Origin of the sequence: Streptomyces sp. R-74717 (assembly GCF_047305335.1) — a bacterium.
GTDB lineage: Bacteria > Actinomycetota > Actinomycetes > Streptomycetales > Streptomycetaceae > Streptomyces > Streptomyces atratus.
On record NZ_CP102361.1, the window covers coordinates 2,800,686 to 2,819,388 of the forward strand.

The 18,703-nt window shown below is 65.7% G+C and carries 13 protein-coding genes and 5 pseudogenes; 11 read left to right on the plus strand and 7 right to left on the minus strand.

What is annotated here, in order from left to right; all coding sequences use genetic code 11:
* Positions 1-98: 98 nt before the first annotated feature.
* A complete protein-coding gene (locus NRF20_RS12470) occupies positions 99-1,097 on the plus strand; it encodes a TAXI family TRAP transporter solute-binding subunit (protein WP_398630436.1) in 999 nt (332 codons plus the stop codon).
* Positions 1,098-1,154: 57 nt separating this feature from the next.
* Here the strand turns inward: NRF20_RS12470 and NRF20_RS12475 are convergent, their stop codons facing one another.
* Together NRF20_RS12475 and NRF20_RS12480 are read right to left on the minus strand one after the other, a co-directional pair.
* Positions 1,155-2,549 carry a sensor histidine kinase gene (locus NRF20_RS12475; RefSeq protein ID WP_398630435.1) on the minus strand — a complete coding sequence of 465 codons (1,395 nt, stop codon included), beginning with the start codon at positions 2,547-2,549 and terminating at the stop codon, positions 1,155-1,157.
* 15 nt (positions 2,550-2,564) lie between these two features.
* Entirely contained in the window at positions 2,565-3,257 is a 693-nt protein-coding gene (locus tag NRF20_RS12480; RefSeq protein ID WP_189279749.1) for a response regulator transcription factor, read from the minus strand.
* A gap of 353 nt (positions 3,258-3,610) precedes the next feature.
* Here NRF20_RS12480 and NRF20_RS12485 point away from each other — a divergent pair, with 353 nt between their 5' ends.
* The 5 genes and pseudogenes from NRF20_RS12485 to NRF20_RS12505 form a co-directional block, all read left to right on the plus strand.
* Positions 3,611-4,396 carry an amino acid ABC transporter ATP-binding protein gene (locus tag NRF20_RS12485; RefSeq protein ID WP_398630434.1) on the plus strand — a complete coding sequence of 262 codons (786 nt, stop codon included), beginning with the start codon at positions 3,611-3,613 and terminating at the stop codon, positions 4,394-4,396.
* Between the two features lie 32 nt (positions 4,397-4,428).
* Complete coding sequence (locus NRF20_RS12490; protein WP_398630433.1) at positions 4,429-5,352, plus strand: glutamate ABC transporter substrate-binding protein; 924 nt, start codon at positions 4,429-4,431, stop codon at positions 5,350-5,352.
* A 109-nt stretch (positions 5,353-5,461) separates the two neighbouring features.
* Positions 5,462-6,109, plus strand: coding sequence for an amino acid ABC transporter permease (locus tag NRF20_RS12495; protein WP_398630432.1), 648 nt, complete (start codon positions 5,462-5,464; stop codon positions 6,107-6,109).
* Positions 6,106-6,984 (plus strand): amino acid ABC transporter permease, encoded by an 879-nt coding sequence (locus NRF20_RS12500; RefSeq protein WP_398630431.1) that lies wholly within the window; start codon positions 6,106-6,108, stop codon positions 6,982-6,984. The genes NRF20_RS12495 and NRF20_RS12500 overlap by 4 nt, the downstream gene beginning before the upstream one ends.
* 159 nt (positions 6,985-7,143) lie before the next feature.
* Positions 7,144-8,105: pseudogene (locus NRF20_RS12505) on the plus strand (ISAzo13 family transposase); the annotation flags it as partial.
* An 86-nt stretch (positions 8,106-8,191) separates the two neighbouring features.
* On the opposite strand, the gene ltrA reads toward NRF20_RS12505, so the two are convergent.
* Positions 8,192-9,454 carry a group II intron reverse transcriptase/maturase gene (gene ltrA / locus NRF20_RS12510; protein ID WP_413752587.1) on the minus strand — a complete coding sequence of 421 codons (1,263 nt, stop codon included), beginning with the start codon at positions 9,452-9,454 and terminating at the stop codon, positions 8,192-8,194.
* A gap of 584 nt (positions 9,455-10,038) precedes the next feature.
* Here ltrA and NRF20_RS12515 point away from each other — a divergent pair.
* From NRF20_RS12515 to NRF20_RS12525, 3 genes and pseudogenes are all read left to right on the plus strand, one after another.
* Positions 10,039-10,767, plus strand: a pseudogene (locus NRF20_RS12515) (ISAzo13-like element transposase-related protein); the annotation flags it as partial.
* 219 nt (positions 10,768-10,986) lie between these two features.
* A pseudogene (locus NRF20_RS12520) lies at positions 10,987-11,979 on the plus strand (IS3 family transposase); the annotation flags it as partial.
* Positions 11,980-12,204: 225 nt separating this feature from the next.
* Positions 12,205-12,810 (plus strand): IS110 family transposase, encoded by a 606-nt coding sequence (locus NRF20_RS12525; RefSeq protein WP_413752588.1) that lies wholly within the window; start codon positions 12,205-12,207, stop codon positions 12,808-12,810.
* 10 nt (positions 12,811-12,820) lie between these two features.
* On the opposite strand, the gene NRF20_RS12530 is transcribed toward NRF20_RS12525, so the two are convergent.
* The 3 genes from NRF20_RS12530 to istA form a co-directional block, all read right to left on the minus strand.
* Positions 12,821-13,189, minus strand: coding sequence for a VOC family protein (locus NRF20_RS12530; RefSeq protein ID WP_413752589.1), 369 nt, complete (start codon positions 13,187-13,189; stop codon positions 12,821-12,823).
* Between the two features lie 144 nt (positions 13,190-13,333).
* Positions 13,334-14,104 carry an IS21-like element helper ATPase IstB gene (gene istB / locus NRF20_RS12535; protein ID WP_413752590.1) on the minus strand — a complete coding sequence of 257 codons (771 nt, stop codon included), beginning with the start codon at positions 14,102-14,104 and terminating at the stop codon, positions 13,334-13,336.
* On the minus strand, positions 14,101-15,516 hold the full coding sequence (istA, locus tag NRF20_RS12540) for an IS21 family transposase (protein WP_398635362.1): 1,416 nt from the start codon (positions 15,514-15,516) through the stop codon (positions 14,101-14,103). Before istA ends, istB begins: the two co-directional genes overlap by 4 nt.
* 21 nt (positions 15,517-15,537) lie before the next feature.
* Between istA and NRF20_RS12545 the strand changes: the two genes are divergently transcribed.
* Positions 15,538-16,254 (plus strand): transposase, encoded by a 717-nt coding sequence (locus NRF20_RS12545; protein WP_413752591.1) that lies wholly within the window; start codon positions 15,538-15,540, stop codon positions 16,252-16,254.
* Between the two features lie 16 nt (positions 16,255-16,270).
* Positions 16,271-16,480: pseudogene (locus NRF20_RS12550) on the plus strand (integrase core domain-containing protein); the annotation flags it as partial.
* Positions 16,481-16,546: 66 nt separating this feature from the next.
* Here NRF20_RS12550 and NRF20_RS12555 read toward each other — a convergent pair.
* Positions 16,547-17,154, minus strand: a pseudogene (locus NRF20_RS12555) (transposase family protein); the annotation flags it as partial.
* Between the last annotated feature and the right edge of the window lie 1,549 nt (positions 17,155-18,703).

Here is an 18,703-nt window from a genome sequence, read left to right on the forward strand (position 1 = left end):
CCTCTCCGGCACGGGCTCACGGCCTCCGTGTCCGGGTGCTCCGGGCCACCGGGGCCCGGCCCTGGTCATCGCCCCGGCGGGCTGGCAGGATCGCCGCCATGCTCCAGGCACTGTCCCGTACCGGCCGGCGCCGCACCCTTCAGGCGTGCGCCGCCCTCGTCGTCGTGCTCGGGCTGCTGCTGTGGTGGCTGCTCCCACTCGGGGAACCGGCGCCGAGCGGCGCGCTGACCTTCAGTACCGGCGTACGCAGCGGGGTCTACCAGCGCTACGGCGAGCGGCTCAAGGGGGACCTGGCCAAGGACCTGCCCGAGGTGTCGATACGGCTGCAGACCAGTGAGGGATCGCAGCAGAACATCACGCGGGTGGCGACCGGGAAGGCCGACTTCACCATCGCCACCACCGATGCCCTCGCCACCTATCTGCGCAGCGGCAAGCCCGGCGCCGACCGGCTGCGGGGCTGTGTGCGGCTGTACGACGACTACATCCAGCTGGTCGTACCCCGGGACTCGGAGGTACGGAAGGTCTCGGACCTGATCGGCAAACGCGTCGGGGTGGGGCAGCCGGGTTCGGGCGTACGGCTGGTCGCCGACCGGCTGATGACGGCCGCCGGTCTCGATCCCGCGAACGATGTGAGGCCGGTTCCCGACGGTATCGACACCATGCCGAAGAAGCTGGAGAACGGCCTGCTAGATGCTTTCTTCTGGTCCGGCGGACTGCCCACCTCCGCCGTGCAGGAGCTGTCGGACCGGTTCGCGATCCGGCTGGTGCCGCTGGAGGCACCGCTGATCAAGGAGCTTCAGGCCGTGGGCGGGTCCGCCCGCCACTACCGGTCGGCCGTGATGCCCGCCGATGCCTACCGCAATGCGCAGCAGGGGCAGGCGGTGCCGACGGTGGCGGTCGCCAATGTACTGGTGACCACGGACCGTACGGATCCGGCGATGACCGCGGCGTTCACCCGGACCGTGATCGACAGCCGGGACCGGATCGGGCGCGAGGTGCACGCGGCCCAGCTGGTGGATCTGCGTACGGCGATCTACACCGATCCGCTGCCGCTGCACGAAGGGGCCAAGCGCTACTACCGCTCGGTCAAGCCCTGATCCCCGCCGCCACTCCGTCGGGCCCGGTCCCCGAGCCGGGCCCTCTCCCGTCCGCGCTCAGCCCTGCGGGCCCTGGCGTGGCACCGACACCGTCACCCGCAGCCCGTGCGGCTCATGGGCGGCGTAGCCGATGGAGCCGCCACCCGCCACCAGGAGGGCCTGGGAGATGGAGAGCCCGAGGCCGGAACCCTTCACGTTCTGATGCTGGGCGCTGCGCCAGAAGCGGTCGCCGACGCGCTCCATCTCCTGTGCGGTGAGGCCCGGTCCGCGGTCGGCGACGACGACCGTGACGTCATCGCGGCCGGAGGCGACCGTGACGAGGACCTCTTCGTCGGCAGGGGTGAATTTCAGGGCGTTGTCGATGATGGCGTCGAGGGCGCTCGACAGGGCGATGGGGTCCGCCCAGGCGGTCACGGCGGACGAGCCGTCCGCCCTGAGCCGTACTCCCTTCTCCTCGGCGACCGGCCGCCAGGAAGCGACGCGTTCCGCGGTGAGTGCGCCGATGTCCGTGAGCTGCAGATCGGCATCGGCGTGTTCGGCCAGCGCCAGGTCGAGCAGATCGTCGAGAACCTGCCCGAGGCGCTTGCCCTCCGTGCGCACGGAGGCGATCTCCTCGTTGCCCTCGGGGAGTTCGAGCGCGAGGAGCTCGATCCGCAGCAGCAGCGCGGCGAGGGGGTTGCGCAGCTGGTGCGAGGCGTCGGCGACGAAGGCACGCTGCTGCTCCAGCACATCCTCGACGTTGTCGGCCATCTCGTTGAACGAGCGGGCCAGGCGCCTCAGTTCCGGCGGCCCTCCGGAGGCCGCGACCCGGGATCTCATCCGGCCGCTGGCGATGTCGTGGGTGGCCGCGTCCAGGGTCCGTACGGGCAGCAGTACCCAGCCGGTGAGCCGGATCGCGGCGCCGACCGCCACCAGCATCGCAACGACTTCGCCGACTGCGATGAGCAACCAGCCGCGCAGCGTGCGTGCGCGCATTTCGGAGGTGGGCGAGTCGATGACCACGACGGCGACGACATCGCCGTCCCGTACGACAGGTGAGGCGACGACGACCCTGCCCCGCTGCCAGGGCCAGACCTGCGGCGGATCGTGGCTGCGACGACCCAGGAGCGCCTCCTTGAAGGCCTCTCTCCCCTCCCCCTCGATCGGGAGCTGCCAGGTGGCCGGGGCCTTCGCCATGGCACTGTCGTCGCGGTAGAAGACACCGGCGCGGATGCCGTATACGGATGCGTAGGTGTCGAGTTCGCTCCGCAGGGTGCGGCGCCTCTCGTCGTAACCGGGGGTCCGCTCGGCGATGAACTGGGCGAGCGCGGCGAAGCGTGCCGTGTCGTCGATGCGGTCGATGACGACGCGTTGCTGCTGGGCGCCGGCCACGCTGACGGCCAGCGGGAAGCCGAGGGCGAGCAGCACGCTCGCCATGAGAATGATGAGCAGGGGAAGCAGCCGGGTGCGCACCTGGGACGTACGCCTCTACGCGGACGGGGCGACGAGGCGGTAGCCGACCCCGCGCACCGTCTCGATCAGTGCGGGCAGCCGCAGTTTGGAACGCAGGGACGCGACGTGCACTTCGAGCGTGCGCCCCGTTCCCTCCCAGCTCGTGCGCCACACCTCACTGATGATCTGCTCCCGGCGGAAGACCACACCGGGGCGCTGGGCGAGCAGCGCGAGCAGGTCGAACTCCTTGCGGGTGAGCTGGACTTCCGATCCGTCGACGCTGACCCGGCGGGTCGGCAGCTCGATGTGGACGTGCCCGAGGCGCAGAGCGGCGACGGGTGTGGGAACGGTGTCCTCGCCGGCCGATTTGCGCCTGCTGACGGCGTGGATACGGGCGAGGAGCTCGCCGGTGTCGTACGGCTTGACCACGTAGTCGTCGGCCCCGAGGTTGAGGCCGTGGATCCGCGACCGGACATCGGCGCGCGCGGTCACCATGATCACCGGGGTGGAGGTGCGCTTGCGGATCTTCCCGCACACCTCGTAGCCGTCCTGGTCGGGCAGGCCGAGGTCGAGGAGCACGACGCCGAAGGGCTCCGTGTCCGCGGGCAGCAGCGCCTGCAGTGCCTCCTCGCCGCTGCGCGCGTGCACGACCTGGAAGCCGTGCCGGGCGAGGATCGCGGAGAGGGCGGCGGCGACGTGGTTGTCGTCCTCGACGAGCAGCAGTCTCATGGCCCCCCTTTCCAAAGGTGTGGCGCGCCGGTCTTCCGTCGGTGCGGCGCCGGTGCGTGTCGGTGCGGTTTCTCGTACGCCTCTCGTCACTTCCCCGTACCGAGGTGTTTCACGTCATGGCGTACCAGGGCATCCACTCCGATGACCGGTACGTCAGTCAAGGGCCCGCCCACTGCATCGAGCCATCTGTTATCCACCCGGTACGCCCCGGGAGTCCCGCCCGCCGTCCCCTTCACGCGGAGTGTCCGGTTGCCGCCGGATCGTTATGCTCAATTTCCGCTCAGATGTAATGACGCTGGTCGCACTGCGTCATTAGGGTCCTTCCCAACCGAGGAGGACGGAGCATGAAGCCGATGAGCGGAGTTTCAGTGACCAAGGGCGCCGAGGACGCCGCACCCGCGGCGAACGACCTTGTCGTACTGAGCAACGTCAACAAGCACTTCGGCGCGCTGCATGTGCTCCAGGACATCGACCTGACCGTCGCCCGTGGCGAGGTCGTGGTCGTCATCGGGCCCTCCGGGTCCGGGAAGTCCACGCTGTGCCGCACGATCAACCGCTTGGAGACGATCGACTCGGGCGCCATATCGATCGACGGCAAGCCGCTGCCCCAGGAGGGCAGGGAGCTGGCCAGGCTGCGCGCCGACGTCGGCATGGTCTTCCAGTCGTTCAATCTCTTCGCGCACAAGACGGTGCTCGAGAACGTGATGCTGGGCCAGCTCAAGGTCCGCAAGACGGACAAAAAGGCTGCCGAGGACAAGGCCCGTTCGCTGCTGGACCGGGTGGGCGTGGCGACGCAGGCCGACAAGTACCCCGCCCAGCTCTCCGGCGGTCAGCAGCAACGCGTCGCAATCGCCCGGGCGTTGGCGATGGACCCCAAGGTCATTCTCTTCGACGAGCCGACCTCCGCGCTCGACCCGGAGATGATCAATGAGGTGCTGGAGGTCATGCAGCAGCTCGCCCGGGACGGCATGACGATGGTCGTCGTCACCCATGAGATGGGCTTCGCGCGCTCGGCGGCGAACCGCGTCATCTTCATGGCGGACGGAAAGATCGTCGAAAAGGCCACGCCCGACCAGTTCTTCAGCAACCCGCGCAGTGACCGGGCCAAGGACTTCCTGTCGAAGATCCTTCACCACTGACGACAACGACTTACGACATAAGGAATGTTCACATGAAGCTCCGCAAGTCGGCCGCCGTTGCGGCCATCGCCGTGCTCGCCCTGACAGCGACCGCCTGTGGTGGCAAGGAAGGCTCGGCCGGCGACAAGCCGACCGGGACCAAGCCCGGTGCCTCGGGCGCCCCCGAGCTGCCGAAGTACACCGTCGCAACGGGTGTCGACCTGAACTCGCCGACCTTCAAGGCGGCGAAGAAGCGCGGCAAGCTGATCATCGGCGCCAAGGCCGACCAGCCCTACCTCGGGTTCGAGGACCAGTCGACGAAGGAACGCTCCGGTTTCGACATCGAGATCGCCACGATGATTGCGGCCGATCTGGGCTTCTCGAAGGACCAGATCGAGTGGAAGACCGTGGACTCGGGCATCCGGGAGACCGCGATCTCCAAGGGGCAGGTCGACTACTTCGTCGGCACGTACACGATCAACGATGAGCGCAAGAAGCAGGTCGGATTCGCCGGCCCTTACTACAAGGCAGGCGCCGACCTGCTCGTACGCAAGGACGACACGTCCATCACCGGCAAGGACGCCGTGAAGGGCAAGAAGGTCTGCTCCATCGTCGGCTCCACTCCGCTCCAGGAGATCAAGAAGCCGGAGTACGGCGCGAATGTCGTCGAACTGGCCAAGTACTCGGACTGCGTACAGCAGTTGCTGACCAAGCAGGTCGACGCGGTCACCACCGACGACTCGATCCTGAAGGGTTACGCGGCGCAGAACAACGGCAAGCTCCGCGTCGTCGGCAAGCCGTTCACCGAGGAGCCCTACGGCGTGGGCCTCAACAAGGACGACAAGGTGCTGCGCGACGCCATCGACGACTCGCTGGTGAAGCACGTCGGGGACGGCACGTACCAGAAGATCTACGAGGCGACCCTGGGTCTGTCCGGCTCGAAGTACACCGCTCCGCCGGCTGTCGAGCGTTACTGACGCCTCCAGTTGACTGAAGTGTCTCGTACGCGCCCTTGCCTCCCCGAGCGCGTACGGGGCACCCCTTCTCCCCTGCCCCGATGCCGCTGCCTGCCGACGCGGAGACCTCATGAATGTACTGCTCGACAATTTTCCAGAGTTTCGCGACGGCTTCATAGGAACCGTGTCGATCACCGCTGTCAGTTCGGTCATCGCACTGGCCCTCGGTGTCCTCGTCGCCGGACTCAGGGTCTCGCCGGTGCCGCCGCTGCGGATCTTCGGCACCGCGTGGGTGACGCTGCTGCGCAATACCCCTCTGACCCTCCTCTTCCTGGTTTCCTTCTTCGTCGTACCGGAGATCTTCTTCCCCGGCATGAGCCCGTTCCTGCTCGGCTCGCTGGCACTCGGCTTCTACACCTCGTCATTCGTGTGCGAAGCAGTCCGCTCGGGCATCAACACCGTTCCGCTGGGGCAGGCCGAGGCCGCCCGCTCGATCGGTATGACGTTCTCCCAGACGCTGAGGATCGTGGTGCTGCCGCAGGCCACGCGGACCGTCATTCCGCCGCTGAGCAGCATTTTCATCGCACTCACCAAGAACTCGGCAATCGCCGGCGCATTCAGCGTCACGGAGCTGTTCGGCTGGCAGAAGCTCATGAGTGACCGCGGTTACGCCATCACTCCTGTCTTCATCTGGGTGGCCCTCGGCTATCTGGTCGTCACCTTTGCCATCAGCGGTCTGTTCTGGCTGGTCGAACGTCGTATGGAGGTCGCCCGATGAGTGCCAGCGTTCTCTACGACACACCGGGCCCGAAGGCCACCGTACGCAACCGGCTCTACGCCGTCGTCGGGTCCCTGGCCATCCTGGCTCTGCTCGTCCTCAGCTTCGTGCGGCTGTCCGACAAGGGGCATCTGGCCCCCGAGATGTGGGACATCTTCAACTACGCCGGCATCCGGCAGAACATCGCCGACGCCGTACTCGCCACTCTGAAGGCCTTCGGCCTGGCCGCGATCGGCTCGCTGATCCTCGGTGTGATCCTCGCGATGGGCCGCCTCTCGGACCACAAGCCAGTCCGCTGGCTGGCCACCGCGTTCATCGAGCTGTTCCGCTCGATCCCGCTGCTGATCACCATCTACGCGATCTGGGTCGGCTTCCTCACCGACTACTCGATGTGGGCACTGGCACTCGGCCTGTCGGTCTACAACGGCTGCGTCCAGGCCGAGGTGTTGCGCGCAGGTATCAACTCCGTACCCAAGGGGCAGAGCGAAGCCGCCTACGCCCTGGGTATGAGCAAGACCCAGGTGATGGTCAGCGTGCTGATCCCGCAAGCGGTACGAGCCATGCTGCCCACGATCATCAGCCAGCTCGTGGTCACCCTCAAGGACACCTCGCTGGGCTTCATCATCCTGTACCCGGAGCTGCTTCAGACCGCCCGTCTGATCGCCTCCAACACACAGGTGAACGGGCAGTACCCGTACGTCTCGACCATCATCGTCATCGGCGCCATCTACGTCGGCATGTGCCTTCTACTCTCGGCGCTCGCCACTTGGATCGAGAAGCGCGGACGGCGGACTAGGAAGAGCTCGGGCCCCGGGGATGCGCCGGAAACCATCGGTGCGCCGTCGCGCCTAAGCGACAATGGAAGTGCCGTCTGACAGCTCGTCGACAGACATTCCCAAGGGGCGGGGTGCGGCTACCCCCGCCCTTCGCCGCGTTCCGGTGCAAATCGAGCCAGCTCCGCCAGCTCCTCGGTTTGCTAAGGGCCCGTAAAGAATCAACACGTTGCTTCACGACCTCCCTGTCGTTGGTGTGGTATGCGCATACCGAGCGAGGTTCGTGACCAACTTGCCCTGAGATTCGGAGTGTTGTTCCCTCATCTGAATGAGCGGCAGCAGCGACTGGCGCTGGCCGCCGAGGCCCGGCTGCTGGGGCACGGCGGGGTCCGGGCCGTCGCGCGTGCCGCAGGGGTGAGCGAGACGACGGTGCGGAAGGGTGTCTTCGAGTTGGAGGGCGGTGAGGACCCACTGCCCGATGGCCGGGTCCGCCGGGACGGCGGCGGTCGCAAGAGCGCCGAGAAGCTTGACCGGCTGCTCGTTCCAGCGTTGCTGGCGCTGGTCGAGCCGGATGAGCGGGGCGATCCGATGTCGCCGCTGCGGTGGACGACCAAGTCGCTGCGGTCTTTGGCCGGGGAGCTGACGCGGCAGGCCATGCCGCGTCAGCGCCGACCGTGGGCAGGCTGCTGCGGGAGAACGGTTTCAGTCTGCAGGCCAATGCCAAGACCCTTGAGGGCGCTCAGCACCCCGACCGGGACGCGCAGTTCCGGTACATCAACGACCAGGTCAAGGACCATCAGGCGGAGGGCGAGCCGGTGGTCAGTGTGGACACGAAGAAGAAGGAAGTCGTTGGGGAGTTCAAGAATGTGGGACGTCAGTGGCGGCCGGCCGGTGAACCCGTGCGGGTTGACGTCCATGACTTCCCCGGTGATGCACTGGGCAAGGCCCTGCCTTATGGCATCTACGATCTGGCGGCGGACACCGGCTGGGTGAATGTCGGTACGGATCACGACACCGCAGCCTTCGCGGTCGAATCGATCCGCCGTTGGTGGAACGGGCAAGGGAGCCTCGACTACCCGCAGGCCAGACGTCTGCTGATCACTGCCGATGCCGGCGGCTCCAACGGCTACCGCACCCGGGCCTTCAAGACCGAGCTGGCCGCGTTCGCCGCCCGGACCGGCCTGGCCGTCACGGTCTGCCACATGCCGCCGGGCACATCGAAGGTCGGGTAGCCGGAGGGACTCGCACCCTCCGGCTCCCACAGATCCGTACGTGACGATCTCTCGTCATACGGCTCTTGTCGTCCTGATCACCAGGCCAAGGAGGGGGAACTGACCCATCTCCACTGCGCGAACATCCCCGGGCGGCGCTTGGCTGCCCGCTGGAAGGCCGCGATGGCCTTCCTCATCGCGCGAAACCGTCTGTACTTGTTGCGGAGCCAGCGCACCAGGTAGGCGTTGATGCGCATCAGAAGTGGATACAAGGCCGATCGGTAGAACCGGCCGTAGTACTGCATCCAGCCCGCGACGATCGGATTGATCCGCTGCGCGAGTTCTTCCACGGTGAGGTTGACCCGCCGGTGGAGCCGCCAGGAGCGGACCTCCTCGCCGAGTCGTTTGAGGGCGTCCCTGCTGACCGCGGGACGGAACGACCATCTGATGCGGCCGTTCTTGTCCCGCATCTGGCGCTGTTGGAACGTGAACCCCAGGAACGTGAAAGACGTGTGCTCGTACGAGCCGCGCCGCAATCCGTCCTGGCAGTACACGATCCGGGTCTTGGCCGGGTGCAGACGCAGCCCGACCTCGGCCATCCTGTCCGAGAGCGCGGCCAGCACCTGGCGGGCCTGGCGCTCGGTGACGCAGTGCACGACCGCGTCGTCCGCATAGCGTTCGAACGAGACAGCAGGGAACTCCCTGGCCATCCATACGTCGAACGCGTAGTGCAGGAACAGGTTCGCCAAGACGGGAGAAACCGGGGCTCCTTGTGGCGTCCCGCACTCCCGCTCCAGCAGGGTGCCGTCGGGCATCTTGAGCGGGGCGGCAAGCCACCGCCGCACATACAATTTCACCCAAACGGCGTCGGTGTGCGCTTCCACCGCCTTGACCAGGAGGCCCCAGGGCACACTGTCAAAGAACTGTGAGATGTCGAACTCGACAACCCAGTCCCGTTTCCAGCTGCGTTCCCGACACTTCTCCACGGCATCCAAGGCGGACCGTCCGGGCCGGTATCCGAAGCTGTCCGGATGGAAAATAGGATCCACCCTCCGCACCAGATGCCGGGCCACTACGGTCTGAGCCACACGATCAGCGACGGCAGGAATCCCGAGGATCCTCTCACCGCCGCCATGCGGCTTAGGAATGGCCACCGCACGCACCGGCGGAGGAAAGTAGGAGCCCGACGACATCCGATTCCAGACCCTATAGAGATTGTTCTTCAGGTCCTTCTCGAATTCGGCGATGCTCTGCCCGTCCACTCCCGGCGCTCCCTTGCTAGCCCTGACTTCCTCCCATGCTTCCTTGACTTCCCACTTAGAAATCTCAAACGGCTTGGCCTGTGACTTCAACTGGCTCACCGAACTCCTCCCGGACACCGTCCGGTTGATGCGATCAACACAGTCACGGACGACCCGGCCCCTTCGCTCCACCCCCGTTACAGGGGCTTCTCCACTACTACGAGCCGGTCCGCCGGCACGTCTCGCGTCGGTACTCGGCCCCTTCGCGGCACAACCGCTCGGGGTGCTCCCTCTCGCCCGGCCCTACCAGGACGGGCTGTATCGGTACGCGCCTTCTCCTGTTCCACATGACCGCGGCAGATCAGGTTCACGTCGTCTCCATGCCGGACACCGCCTAGCCAGTCGGCGGGCTCCCGCCAGGCTTATCCCGGGACGGTTCCAAGCTTCCCGGTTTTGATGTCGTCGGAATCCTTTCGACACGTCAGCAACGATTCACTTGCGTTCGTCTCCCTGATCCCCACCTGACGCCTCTTGGACGCCTTTTCCTCATCGCTCACCACGACAGTCTTCGGCTAACGCAGCATGAGGCGGTTTGAAGCCTCCCCCCGCAGGGCGACTTCGAAGGGCCAATCCTTCATCGGTCACGCAGCACTGCTTCAAGAAACTCGTCCTACATCGAATTCCCCTCTGCATTCAGGACACACTGGAACAAGGTGGAGCATCGGCTGTTCTCCGCGATCACCATGAACTGGCGCGGCAGACCGCTGAACAGCCACGAGGTCGTCGTGCAGTCCATCGCCGCGACCACCACCCGCACTGGTCTCACCGTCCAGGCGGAACTCGACACCGGCACCTATCCCACCGGTGTGAAGGTCAGCGACGCCGAGCTGAACGCGGTGCCGGTCACCGGGCATGCCTTCCACGGCGAATGGAACTACACCGTGCACCCCCGCCCCGCCAGCCCGGCAGGCCCTACCAGGCCGACGCCCGGGCCGACGGCGGTCTTCGACCGTGCTGCCCTGTCACATCCCGTACTGACCGGCATGACCTGCACCGCACTGACCGAGCTGACCGAGACCCTGACCCCCGGCTGGCAGGCGCTGCAGAAACAGGACCCGGCCACCCGACGCGACGGCGGCACCAGGCGCCGGGCCCCGGGCGGCGGCCGCAAAGCCAAACTCGACCTGGCCGACCGGGTCCTGGCCACCGTGCTGCAACAAAACCTCGCTCTGCCGCCTACAGTGCTGGCCCACCTCTTCGACGTCAGCAAGGACACCATCCGCCACACCACCAGCGAGATCCGACGACTGATGGACCAGCACGCGCACACACCCCAGCCCCCAGCAGCACACCTCAGCACCCTGGCAGGACTCCTCGTCCACGCCACCGCACACGGCACGACCCTCACGACAGAGACCAAACCAACGTGTTGATTCTTTACGGGCCCTAAGGGCTCGCAGAGAATCAACGTGTTGCTTCCGGTGATGTGGCTCGTTGACGTGGTATGGGCATATCGCAAGAGGTTCGAGATCAACTGGCCGCCAGGTTCCAGGTGTTGTTCCCACACCTGGACGAGCGGCAGCTGAGGTGACCCCTGTGGTGTGGACACACCTGACAATGGATCTTGCTGATCCTGGAAGGTGTAGATCTACGTGGCACGGCCCTCGAAGTACAGTGCGGAGTTCCGGTCCGACGCGATCGCGTTGTGGCGGGCTTCGGCCGGCAGGCGGACGTTCAAGGACGTCGCGGCTGATCTGAACGTCAACCCCGAAACGCTGCGGACCTGGGTGCGTGATGCCGACGGTCGTCCAGTCGCCGCAGGCGCGTCGCAGGACACCGAGGCCGAGTTGGCCCGGCTGCGGGCGGAGAACGCGCGGCTGGCCAAGGCGGAGAAGGAATGACAGCTGGAGCGGGAGATCCTGCGTCGGGCAGCGGCCTATTTCGCCCGGGAGATGAAGTGAAGACCGCCGCTTGGGACTTCGTCTCCACCCACGCCGAGATGTTCGGCATCAAGCGGATATGCCGGGTGCTGGAGGTCTCCCGCTCGGGCTACTACCGGTGGATCACCGGCGCTGAGGCGCGGGCGGGGCGGCAGTTCGAGGAGGACGCCCTGGTCGAGGAGATCCGCGAAATCCATGCCGAACACCGCGGGAACTACGGCGCGCTTCGAGTCCATGCCGAACTGCGCGGCTTCGGCCACACGGTCAACCACAAGCGCGTGGCCAGGCTGATGCGCAAGCACGGCATCGTCGGCCGTCACCTGCGGAAGAAGAAGCGCACCACGATCTCGGACCGCCTCGCGCCGCCAGTGGCGGACCTGGTCCAGCGGGACTTCACCGCCAGTACGCTGGACGAGAAGTGGTGCGGCGACATCACATATGTGCAGGTCGGAGCCGCGTGGCTCTACCTCGCTTGCGTCATCGATATCCGGTCGCGCCGAGTGCTCGGCTGGCCGATGGCCCCGCACATGCGGGCCGAGCTCGTCATCGACGCACTCCAGGCCGCGGTCGCGACCCGCGGCGGCAACGTGACCGGAGTGATCTTCCACGCACCGCGGATCGCAATACACCTCGGCCGCGTTCGCCCAGGTCTGCGACCTGCACGGCATCCGCAGAAACATGGGCAGGGTCGGCTCCAGCTACGACTGTGAGGATGATCAGATGCCGCTTCGGGCGGCGGCCTGACCCGAGCTACGACTGGCGTTGCTGCCTTGGCGTTGATCTGTCGGCCGCTGCCTGGAGCGGTATTCGCTGCCGCCGGGCAGGGGACGTGTCCCGATAGGGGCCTTCGCGACAGGCACCGTCACAGTCTTGACCGCCCCGGCCCGGCGACGGCCACCCGCACCCAAGGCGATCAGGAGACAGGCGACCTTGACCAGCATCACGCAGCCCACGGCCTCATGTCACGTCCCGGCCGACACCGGGGAAGACATCCTGCTCGGCGTTGACACCCACAAGCACATCCACGCCGCAGCCGTCGTCACCACGCTCGGCGCCGCCCTGGACGGCCGCAGCTTCCCGGCAACTGCCGATGGCTATCGTCAACTCGTATCCTGGGCCCGCTCGTTCGGCAGACTGCACCGGGCCGGGGTCGAGTGCACCGGCTCCTACGGCGCTGCCCTGACCCGACACCTGCGGGCAGAAGGCATCGAGGTGACCGAGGTCAACCAGCCCGACAAGGCCGCCCGACGGCGTCACGGCAAGACCGACGCCGTCGATGCCGAAGCCGCTGCCCGCGCCGTCTTGTCCGGTCGTGCCACCGCCACGGCGAAGACCAGCGACGGCCCGGTGGAGATGCTGCGGCTCTTCAAGCTGGCGAAGGGATCCGCCATCAAGTCCAGGACCCAGGCCATCAACCAGCTCAAGAGCGTCCTTGTCGGAGTACATGCCTATGTGCAGAGTCAGGTACGAATGAACGTGCAGAGCAATCCATCCCTCATGGTGGGCGTGCTCACTCTTCGAGATGGTGATGTCTGAGCCGAGGCAGTCAAGACGTGACGAGGCAGAACGGGTGTCCCGCTGGGTCGATGAGGACCCGCCACTTGTCCTTGTTAGGCTGCTGCTGCGGTTTGTCGGCACCCAGTTCCAGCAGCCGGGCCTCTGCCTCGTCTAGGTCCTCGACCTTGAAGCAGACATGAAGTTGCTGAGGAACGGTTTGATCAGGCCAGCTCGGAGCTCGATAGTCGTCGACTCGTTGGAAGCCGATGAAGAGTCCATCGTCACCGTTGAGGCCGGCGAAGTGGGCGTCCGACTGCGGGTGGGATTCGAGGCCAGTGGCCTGCTGATAGAACGACGCCAGCGCCAACGGATCGGGGCAGTCGAGGTTTATCGCGATCAGCTTCATCTGCACAGGCATGGAATCTCCGGGCCGCTCGGTGAGCATTCTTGACGCCACTTTAGAGGCGGTTGCCTGCAGTTGAGAGTGGCGGAGAGTCTTCCGTGACCGTATCCCTGCAGGCCAGGACCTCACTCGGTCCAGCACCGAACGGCTGGAGCCGGGTCAGGCCACGTCGGTCTCGCGCTCGATCGCTTTGAGGCGGTTCTTCAGCCGGTAGCTGGGACCGTTGATGGCGACGACTTCGCAGTGGTGCAGGAGCCGATCAAGGATGGCGGTGGCGAGGACTTCGTCGCCGAAGACCTGGCCCCATTCGCTGAAGGTCTTGTTCGAGGTCAGGATGATGGAGCCCTTTTCGTAGCGCTTTGAGATGACCTGGAAGACCAGGTTCGCCTCGGCGCGTTCGAGGGGCTGGTAGCCGACTTCATCGACCACGAGAACGCTCGGCCGCAGGTAGGAGCCCAGTTTGCTGGTCAGGCGCCCTGCCGCCTCGGCTGCCTTGAGGTTGCGGACCATGTCGTCGAGGCTGGTGAAGTAGATCGAGTATCCGGCCCGGCAGGCCGCGACCGCCAATGCGATCGCGATGTGGGTCTTGCCGACGCCGGGCGGCCCCAGCAGGGCAGCATTGGCCTTCGCTTCGACGAAGGACAAGGTAGCGAGGTCTTTGACCTTGCGCGGGTCGAGCTCGGGCTGGAACGAGAAGTCGTACTCATCCAGCGTCTTGTGGTGTGGCAGCCGGGAGAGCCGCAGGCCCTGGCGGAAGCGGCGGTCGTCGCGGACGGCGAGTTCTTCGGAGAGGACCAGGTCGAGGAAGTCGAGGTAGCCCATCTTGGCCTCGTCCGCCCGCCGGGTGTACTCGTTGATGGTTTCCGCCAGGTGGGGCAGGCCGAGCTTGGTCGCCGTGGTGCGGATGCGGTTGCCGGTCAGCTCGCTCAAGACGATTCCTTCGTCGCTCGGTTGGTGGTGAAGGGGCGGGTCCCGGTCAGCTCGTCATAGACCGACAACGGTCGGCGGCCGACCTCGATGCGGGTCGCCGCAGCCCGGTTGAGGAGGGCTTGCAGCGGTCCGGTCTCCTCGCCCAGCGGGCGTTCGTGACGCGGCCGGGGCGGGACATCGCTGGTGGTGGTCCGGCGCCCTTTGCCGGTGGGCAGGCCGTCCCAGTGCTGTTCCTCAACGACACGGACCCCGCGTCCGACGGCCCGTGGGTGCGTGGCCAGCAGCGTCTCACCGCTGGAGTCGGCAACAGTGGAGTGCAGCATGACCTGTGACTTCGTGGCCCTGATCTCCACCAGCTGACGGGGGCGGACCTTGCGGGCCGGGACCGAGTAGAGGTTCCCGCCGAAGGCGACCAGGCAGTCCTTACCGACCGGCCGCAGATGGCGCTCGGCCACCAAAAACGGAGTTGGCGGCAGCGGCTTGAGAGCCGCGTGGTCGCGGGCAGCACGGTGCCCGATCACCTCGCGGTGCGTCTTGTGGATCTGAGCCCGCCGCTGCGGCACCCAACCGGCGAACGCGGCATCCATCTCCTCGACGGAGGAGAAGGCCCGGCCGGAGAGAACGTGGTCACGGACGATCAGCACTTGGCGTTCGACGCGGCCCTTCCCCTGGGGCCGGTAGGCGGCCAGCACATCGATGTCGAAGTCGTAGTGGCCGGCAAAGCCAACCGCCTCCGGATGCAGCGGAACCGCCTCACCCGGGGCGACGTGACGGCGCACGACCGTCTTGGTCCGGTCGTAGACGATCGTCATCGGCACCCCGTTGAAGTGCGCAAATGCCCGCCGGTGGCAGTCAAAGAACGTCTGCAGGTCAAGGCTGGTGGTGAAGCAGCAGAACGGATCACGCGAGTACGACAGCACCATATGGAAGGAGTAGACCTTCGGAATGCCCAGATGAGCGAGGATCTTGCCCTCATCGCCCCAGTCCACCTGAGCCTGAGCACCCGGGATCACCTCGAACCTGCGATGCATCCCCGCCAGTTCCCGTGGGGTGATCCCCAATTCCTCCGCGATCCGCGGGCGGGCCTCCTGCACGTAGAGCTTGACCCGCTGGTAGTTCCCGGTGAATCCGTACTCCTTGTCCAGCCGCTCGTGAATCACCGCGGCCTTCATCAGGATCTCGGCCCGCAGCATCGCGTCGATCAGCGGAGCGACCTCGTCGACCACCCGCTTGCGCGGCTGACCACTCGCCGTCCGGCGCGGCGGCGCGGACGAGTCAGCGGACAGGTACTTGCTGACCGTTCGCCAGTTCAGCCCGGTTTCCTTGGCGACCTCCGACAGGCTCATCGCCCCGGACTCCACCAGGCCGCGGAAGCGCCGGAGCTCCAGCCAGCGCTGCGGGTCCAAGACCATGGCCCACCCCTCTCTGCAACCTTGGACAACAGGCAGCAGAGTGCCGGGGGCGGACTCTCAGCGCATCAAGAACTCTGTACGTTCATCCGTACGCGGCTATGCGCGTTCACGTGTACGCCGACAGTCCTGGTCTGCGCCGACGCCGAACTTCGCGAGTCCCTGGCCGGGCTGAGGAACCCGAAGCTGTTCCAGCAATGCGCCGCACTAACGGAGCCGGAGATCTCCGGGCCGGCAGAAGCCGCGCGTCACACCCTGCGACTGCTGGCCCGCCGCATCCAGCACCTGACCGAAGAGATCAACGACCTCACCAAGCGGATAACCGAAGCAATCAAAGCGACTACTCCTGATCTGCTCGACGTCCACGGCGTCGGCCCGGACAGCGCCGCTGTCCTGCTCATCTCGGCCGGTGACAACCCCGGACGCCTCGACAACGAGGCGTCCTTCGCCGCCCTGTGCGGCGCCAGCCCCGTCGAAGCGTCCTCCGGCAAGACCCAGCGCCGCAGACTCAACCGAGGCGGTGACCGACAGGCCAACGCCGCCCTCTACCGGATCGTCCTCAGCCGCCTGCGATGGGAGGGGCGTTCCCAGGACTACCTGCGGCGACGACTCGCGGAGGGCAAGACCAAACGCGAGATTATCCGCTGCCTCAAGCGGTACGTCGCACGAGAGACCTACCGGCTCATCGTCCCCACAAACACCGTGGCCAACGACACGGGACCAGCCCGAGGTGCCGCTTGACATCCATAGGGGCATCAACGCCCTGGCCGAAAGTTTCTGGCAGGGACTGAAGCGAGAAACGATGCACAGGAGAGTGTTCGTGACGATGTCTCAGGCGAGGCTCGAGATATTCCGGTGGCTCACCTACTACAACGCCCGACGCCGACACAGCGCGCTCTCCTACCTCTCCCCGATGGAATTCGAACAGCACCACCACAAGACAGCTAAACTCTCACTCGCAGCATGAACCCCTGTGTCCACACTCCGGGGGTCACCTCAGAGCCATGGCCAACCCTTTCGGGGCGAACATGACTTGCTCGCTGAGGCAACGGGTTTTGGCGTGGTTGCTGTTGTGCCGACGCTTCCATCTCTTGAGTCGGCGGGCCCGAATGGCCTCGGTAGTTCCTTGGGATGTTTTGGCCGCGCAACATTTGAGCCCCACATCAGCGAGGTTCTCGATGATTCCGTGCTGCTGGCGGCGGTCAGATCGCGGGTCGCACCGCGGAGGCGCCGGACAGGATCGGTCAGGACCTGGATGTTCATCCCGTGGCGTTTGTGTTTCCCGGAGTGGTGCGGGGTATCAGCAGCGATCCGGTCGATCAGCAGCAGGGTACCGTCCAGAATGACGAACGCCTTCGCCGGATCGTCTTCATCGCCTCGGCCAGGGTCGGGGCGAGAGTGGCGAGCACCATGACGGCGCGTATGTAGCGATACACGGTCGCAACTCCAATGCCGAACCCGGCCAGCGAGTTGGGCGCAGGCGTCGCCGCACCGCAGGTGGGCCAGGGCCAGTAGAGCCTGACGCCCGACCGACAAGGGCCGCCACCGCGTCCCGACCTCCCTCCACCGGATGGCCAGTTGTCTGGCCTGAAGCCGAAGGGTACGGCCGGACAGATCGATCGAGGACGGACAGACAAGCACGCGAAGCTCCTGGCAGACACGGGTGATCTCGGTCGAGAACCCGTCCACCAGGAGCTTCGCCGTTGGGCAGGCGCGTCCAACCCGTGCTCACCACCACGAGGTTGGAAAACGCTCACCACCTCGAACCTTTCCCGCCAACAGGCAGGATCTACACTGCTACTTACGGCCACCAACTGATCTTCTGTCCTCGCGCACCGGTGATCACCGGTGGCCGCACCCGTTCTCGACCCCATCAGCAAGATTCACGAGGCTGTATCCGCACATCCCATGCATGCGGCACCTGCTGACCCGTGGGGACGCATTCATGACCGGGACGGGACTACACGTTGAGGCAAGGCGTAGCCTTGGACTTAGTCGATATGACGTCCCCGCCATCAAAAAGCTGTACGAGCAGGAAAGCCTTGTAGCACTGCTTTCCCTTTGCATTACTCCTTGAGTAGCTATAGTTCACGCTATGATTCTTGTTGATAACGCGAATTCCGGGACTCACACCCGTAGGACGGTCTCGAGGCCTGGGAGTCTCTTTCCAGACCGTGATGCCTGGCGTTATCCACAGCTCACCGCCTGGCCGACAGAAGGCACCGAAGAATCCCTTTATCTTTCCAGCGGTATTAGTGTTCGTGACGTACACGTCAGCATAGCAGCCATTCCCAAGCTCCAGACGAGCGTGCTTGGAAGCCGCCTCCGCATTCGATGTCGTCATTGCGAGTGCGCCTATGGTCATCAGACCTGCGGCGAGCCCGGATTTCAATTTGGAGTTCAATTTAACCTTCCCCCTTGCGCGAGTTGGTCGTTTAGTGACTCACGCTGCGGTGGTTTTGAACCGCCGCCCTGAATGAGATCCTGTCATGCACTTGCCGCTACCTCAATGCCACACGCGGCATCTTGAGCTAAATCTGAGCTCCGCTGATACGACGCAGTGTTCGGGCGCAGTGCTGGCGGTAAGGAAAGCACCGGCGAGCAGAGCAAGGATGACCTGACGGAGCCAGGAGTTCCGGCAGCGCACCTGGTACTCATCCCCAGCCCGGTCAGAGTCTTCGAGCTTTCGAACGTCTCCTCTTTCGTCCAGCCGCCACTCGCGACCGTGACCAGGGTGGTCAGCGGGACCGGTCACAACGAGCAGCAACGATGGAAGGCCAGCTCGCCGCTGGTGTGATTGCGGCGGGTCAGTAAGTGTTGATATCCATCACCTCGTTCTCGGTGATGCCGATCAAGACCCAGTCGTAGAAGCAGTGGCCTTTCGCGCCCGCTCCGGCGGACACCTTCTTCCAGGCCCGGCGCGGGATCTTTCTGGCGAGAACATCGACGCGCTGGAGCCCAGCCAGGGGGCGGTGCGAGCACATACGAGGCCGCGCGCTCGCAGGGGGAGGAGCGGTTTACATACCTCGCCTCCGGTAGCCCGGGCGACCAGGCCCCTGCGAGAGGTCCTGGCAAAGACGTTGGGTGAGGCAGGTGGCGACGCGTCGCGCCTGCTCCCATCAGATACGTAGTCGGCAAAGCCACGGAGCCGGACGACGGTGCGACGACCCGGCAGTGGAAGCAGAGTCCA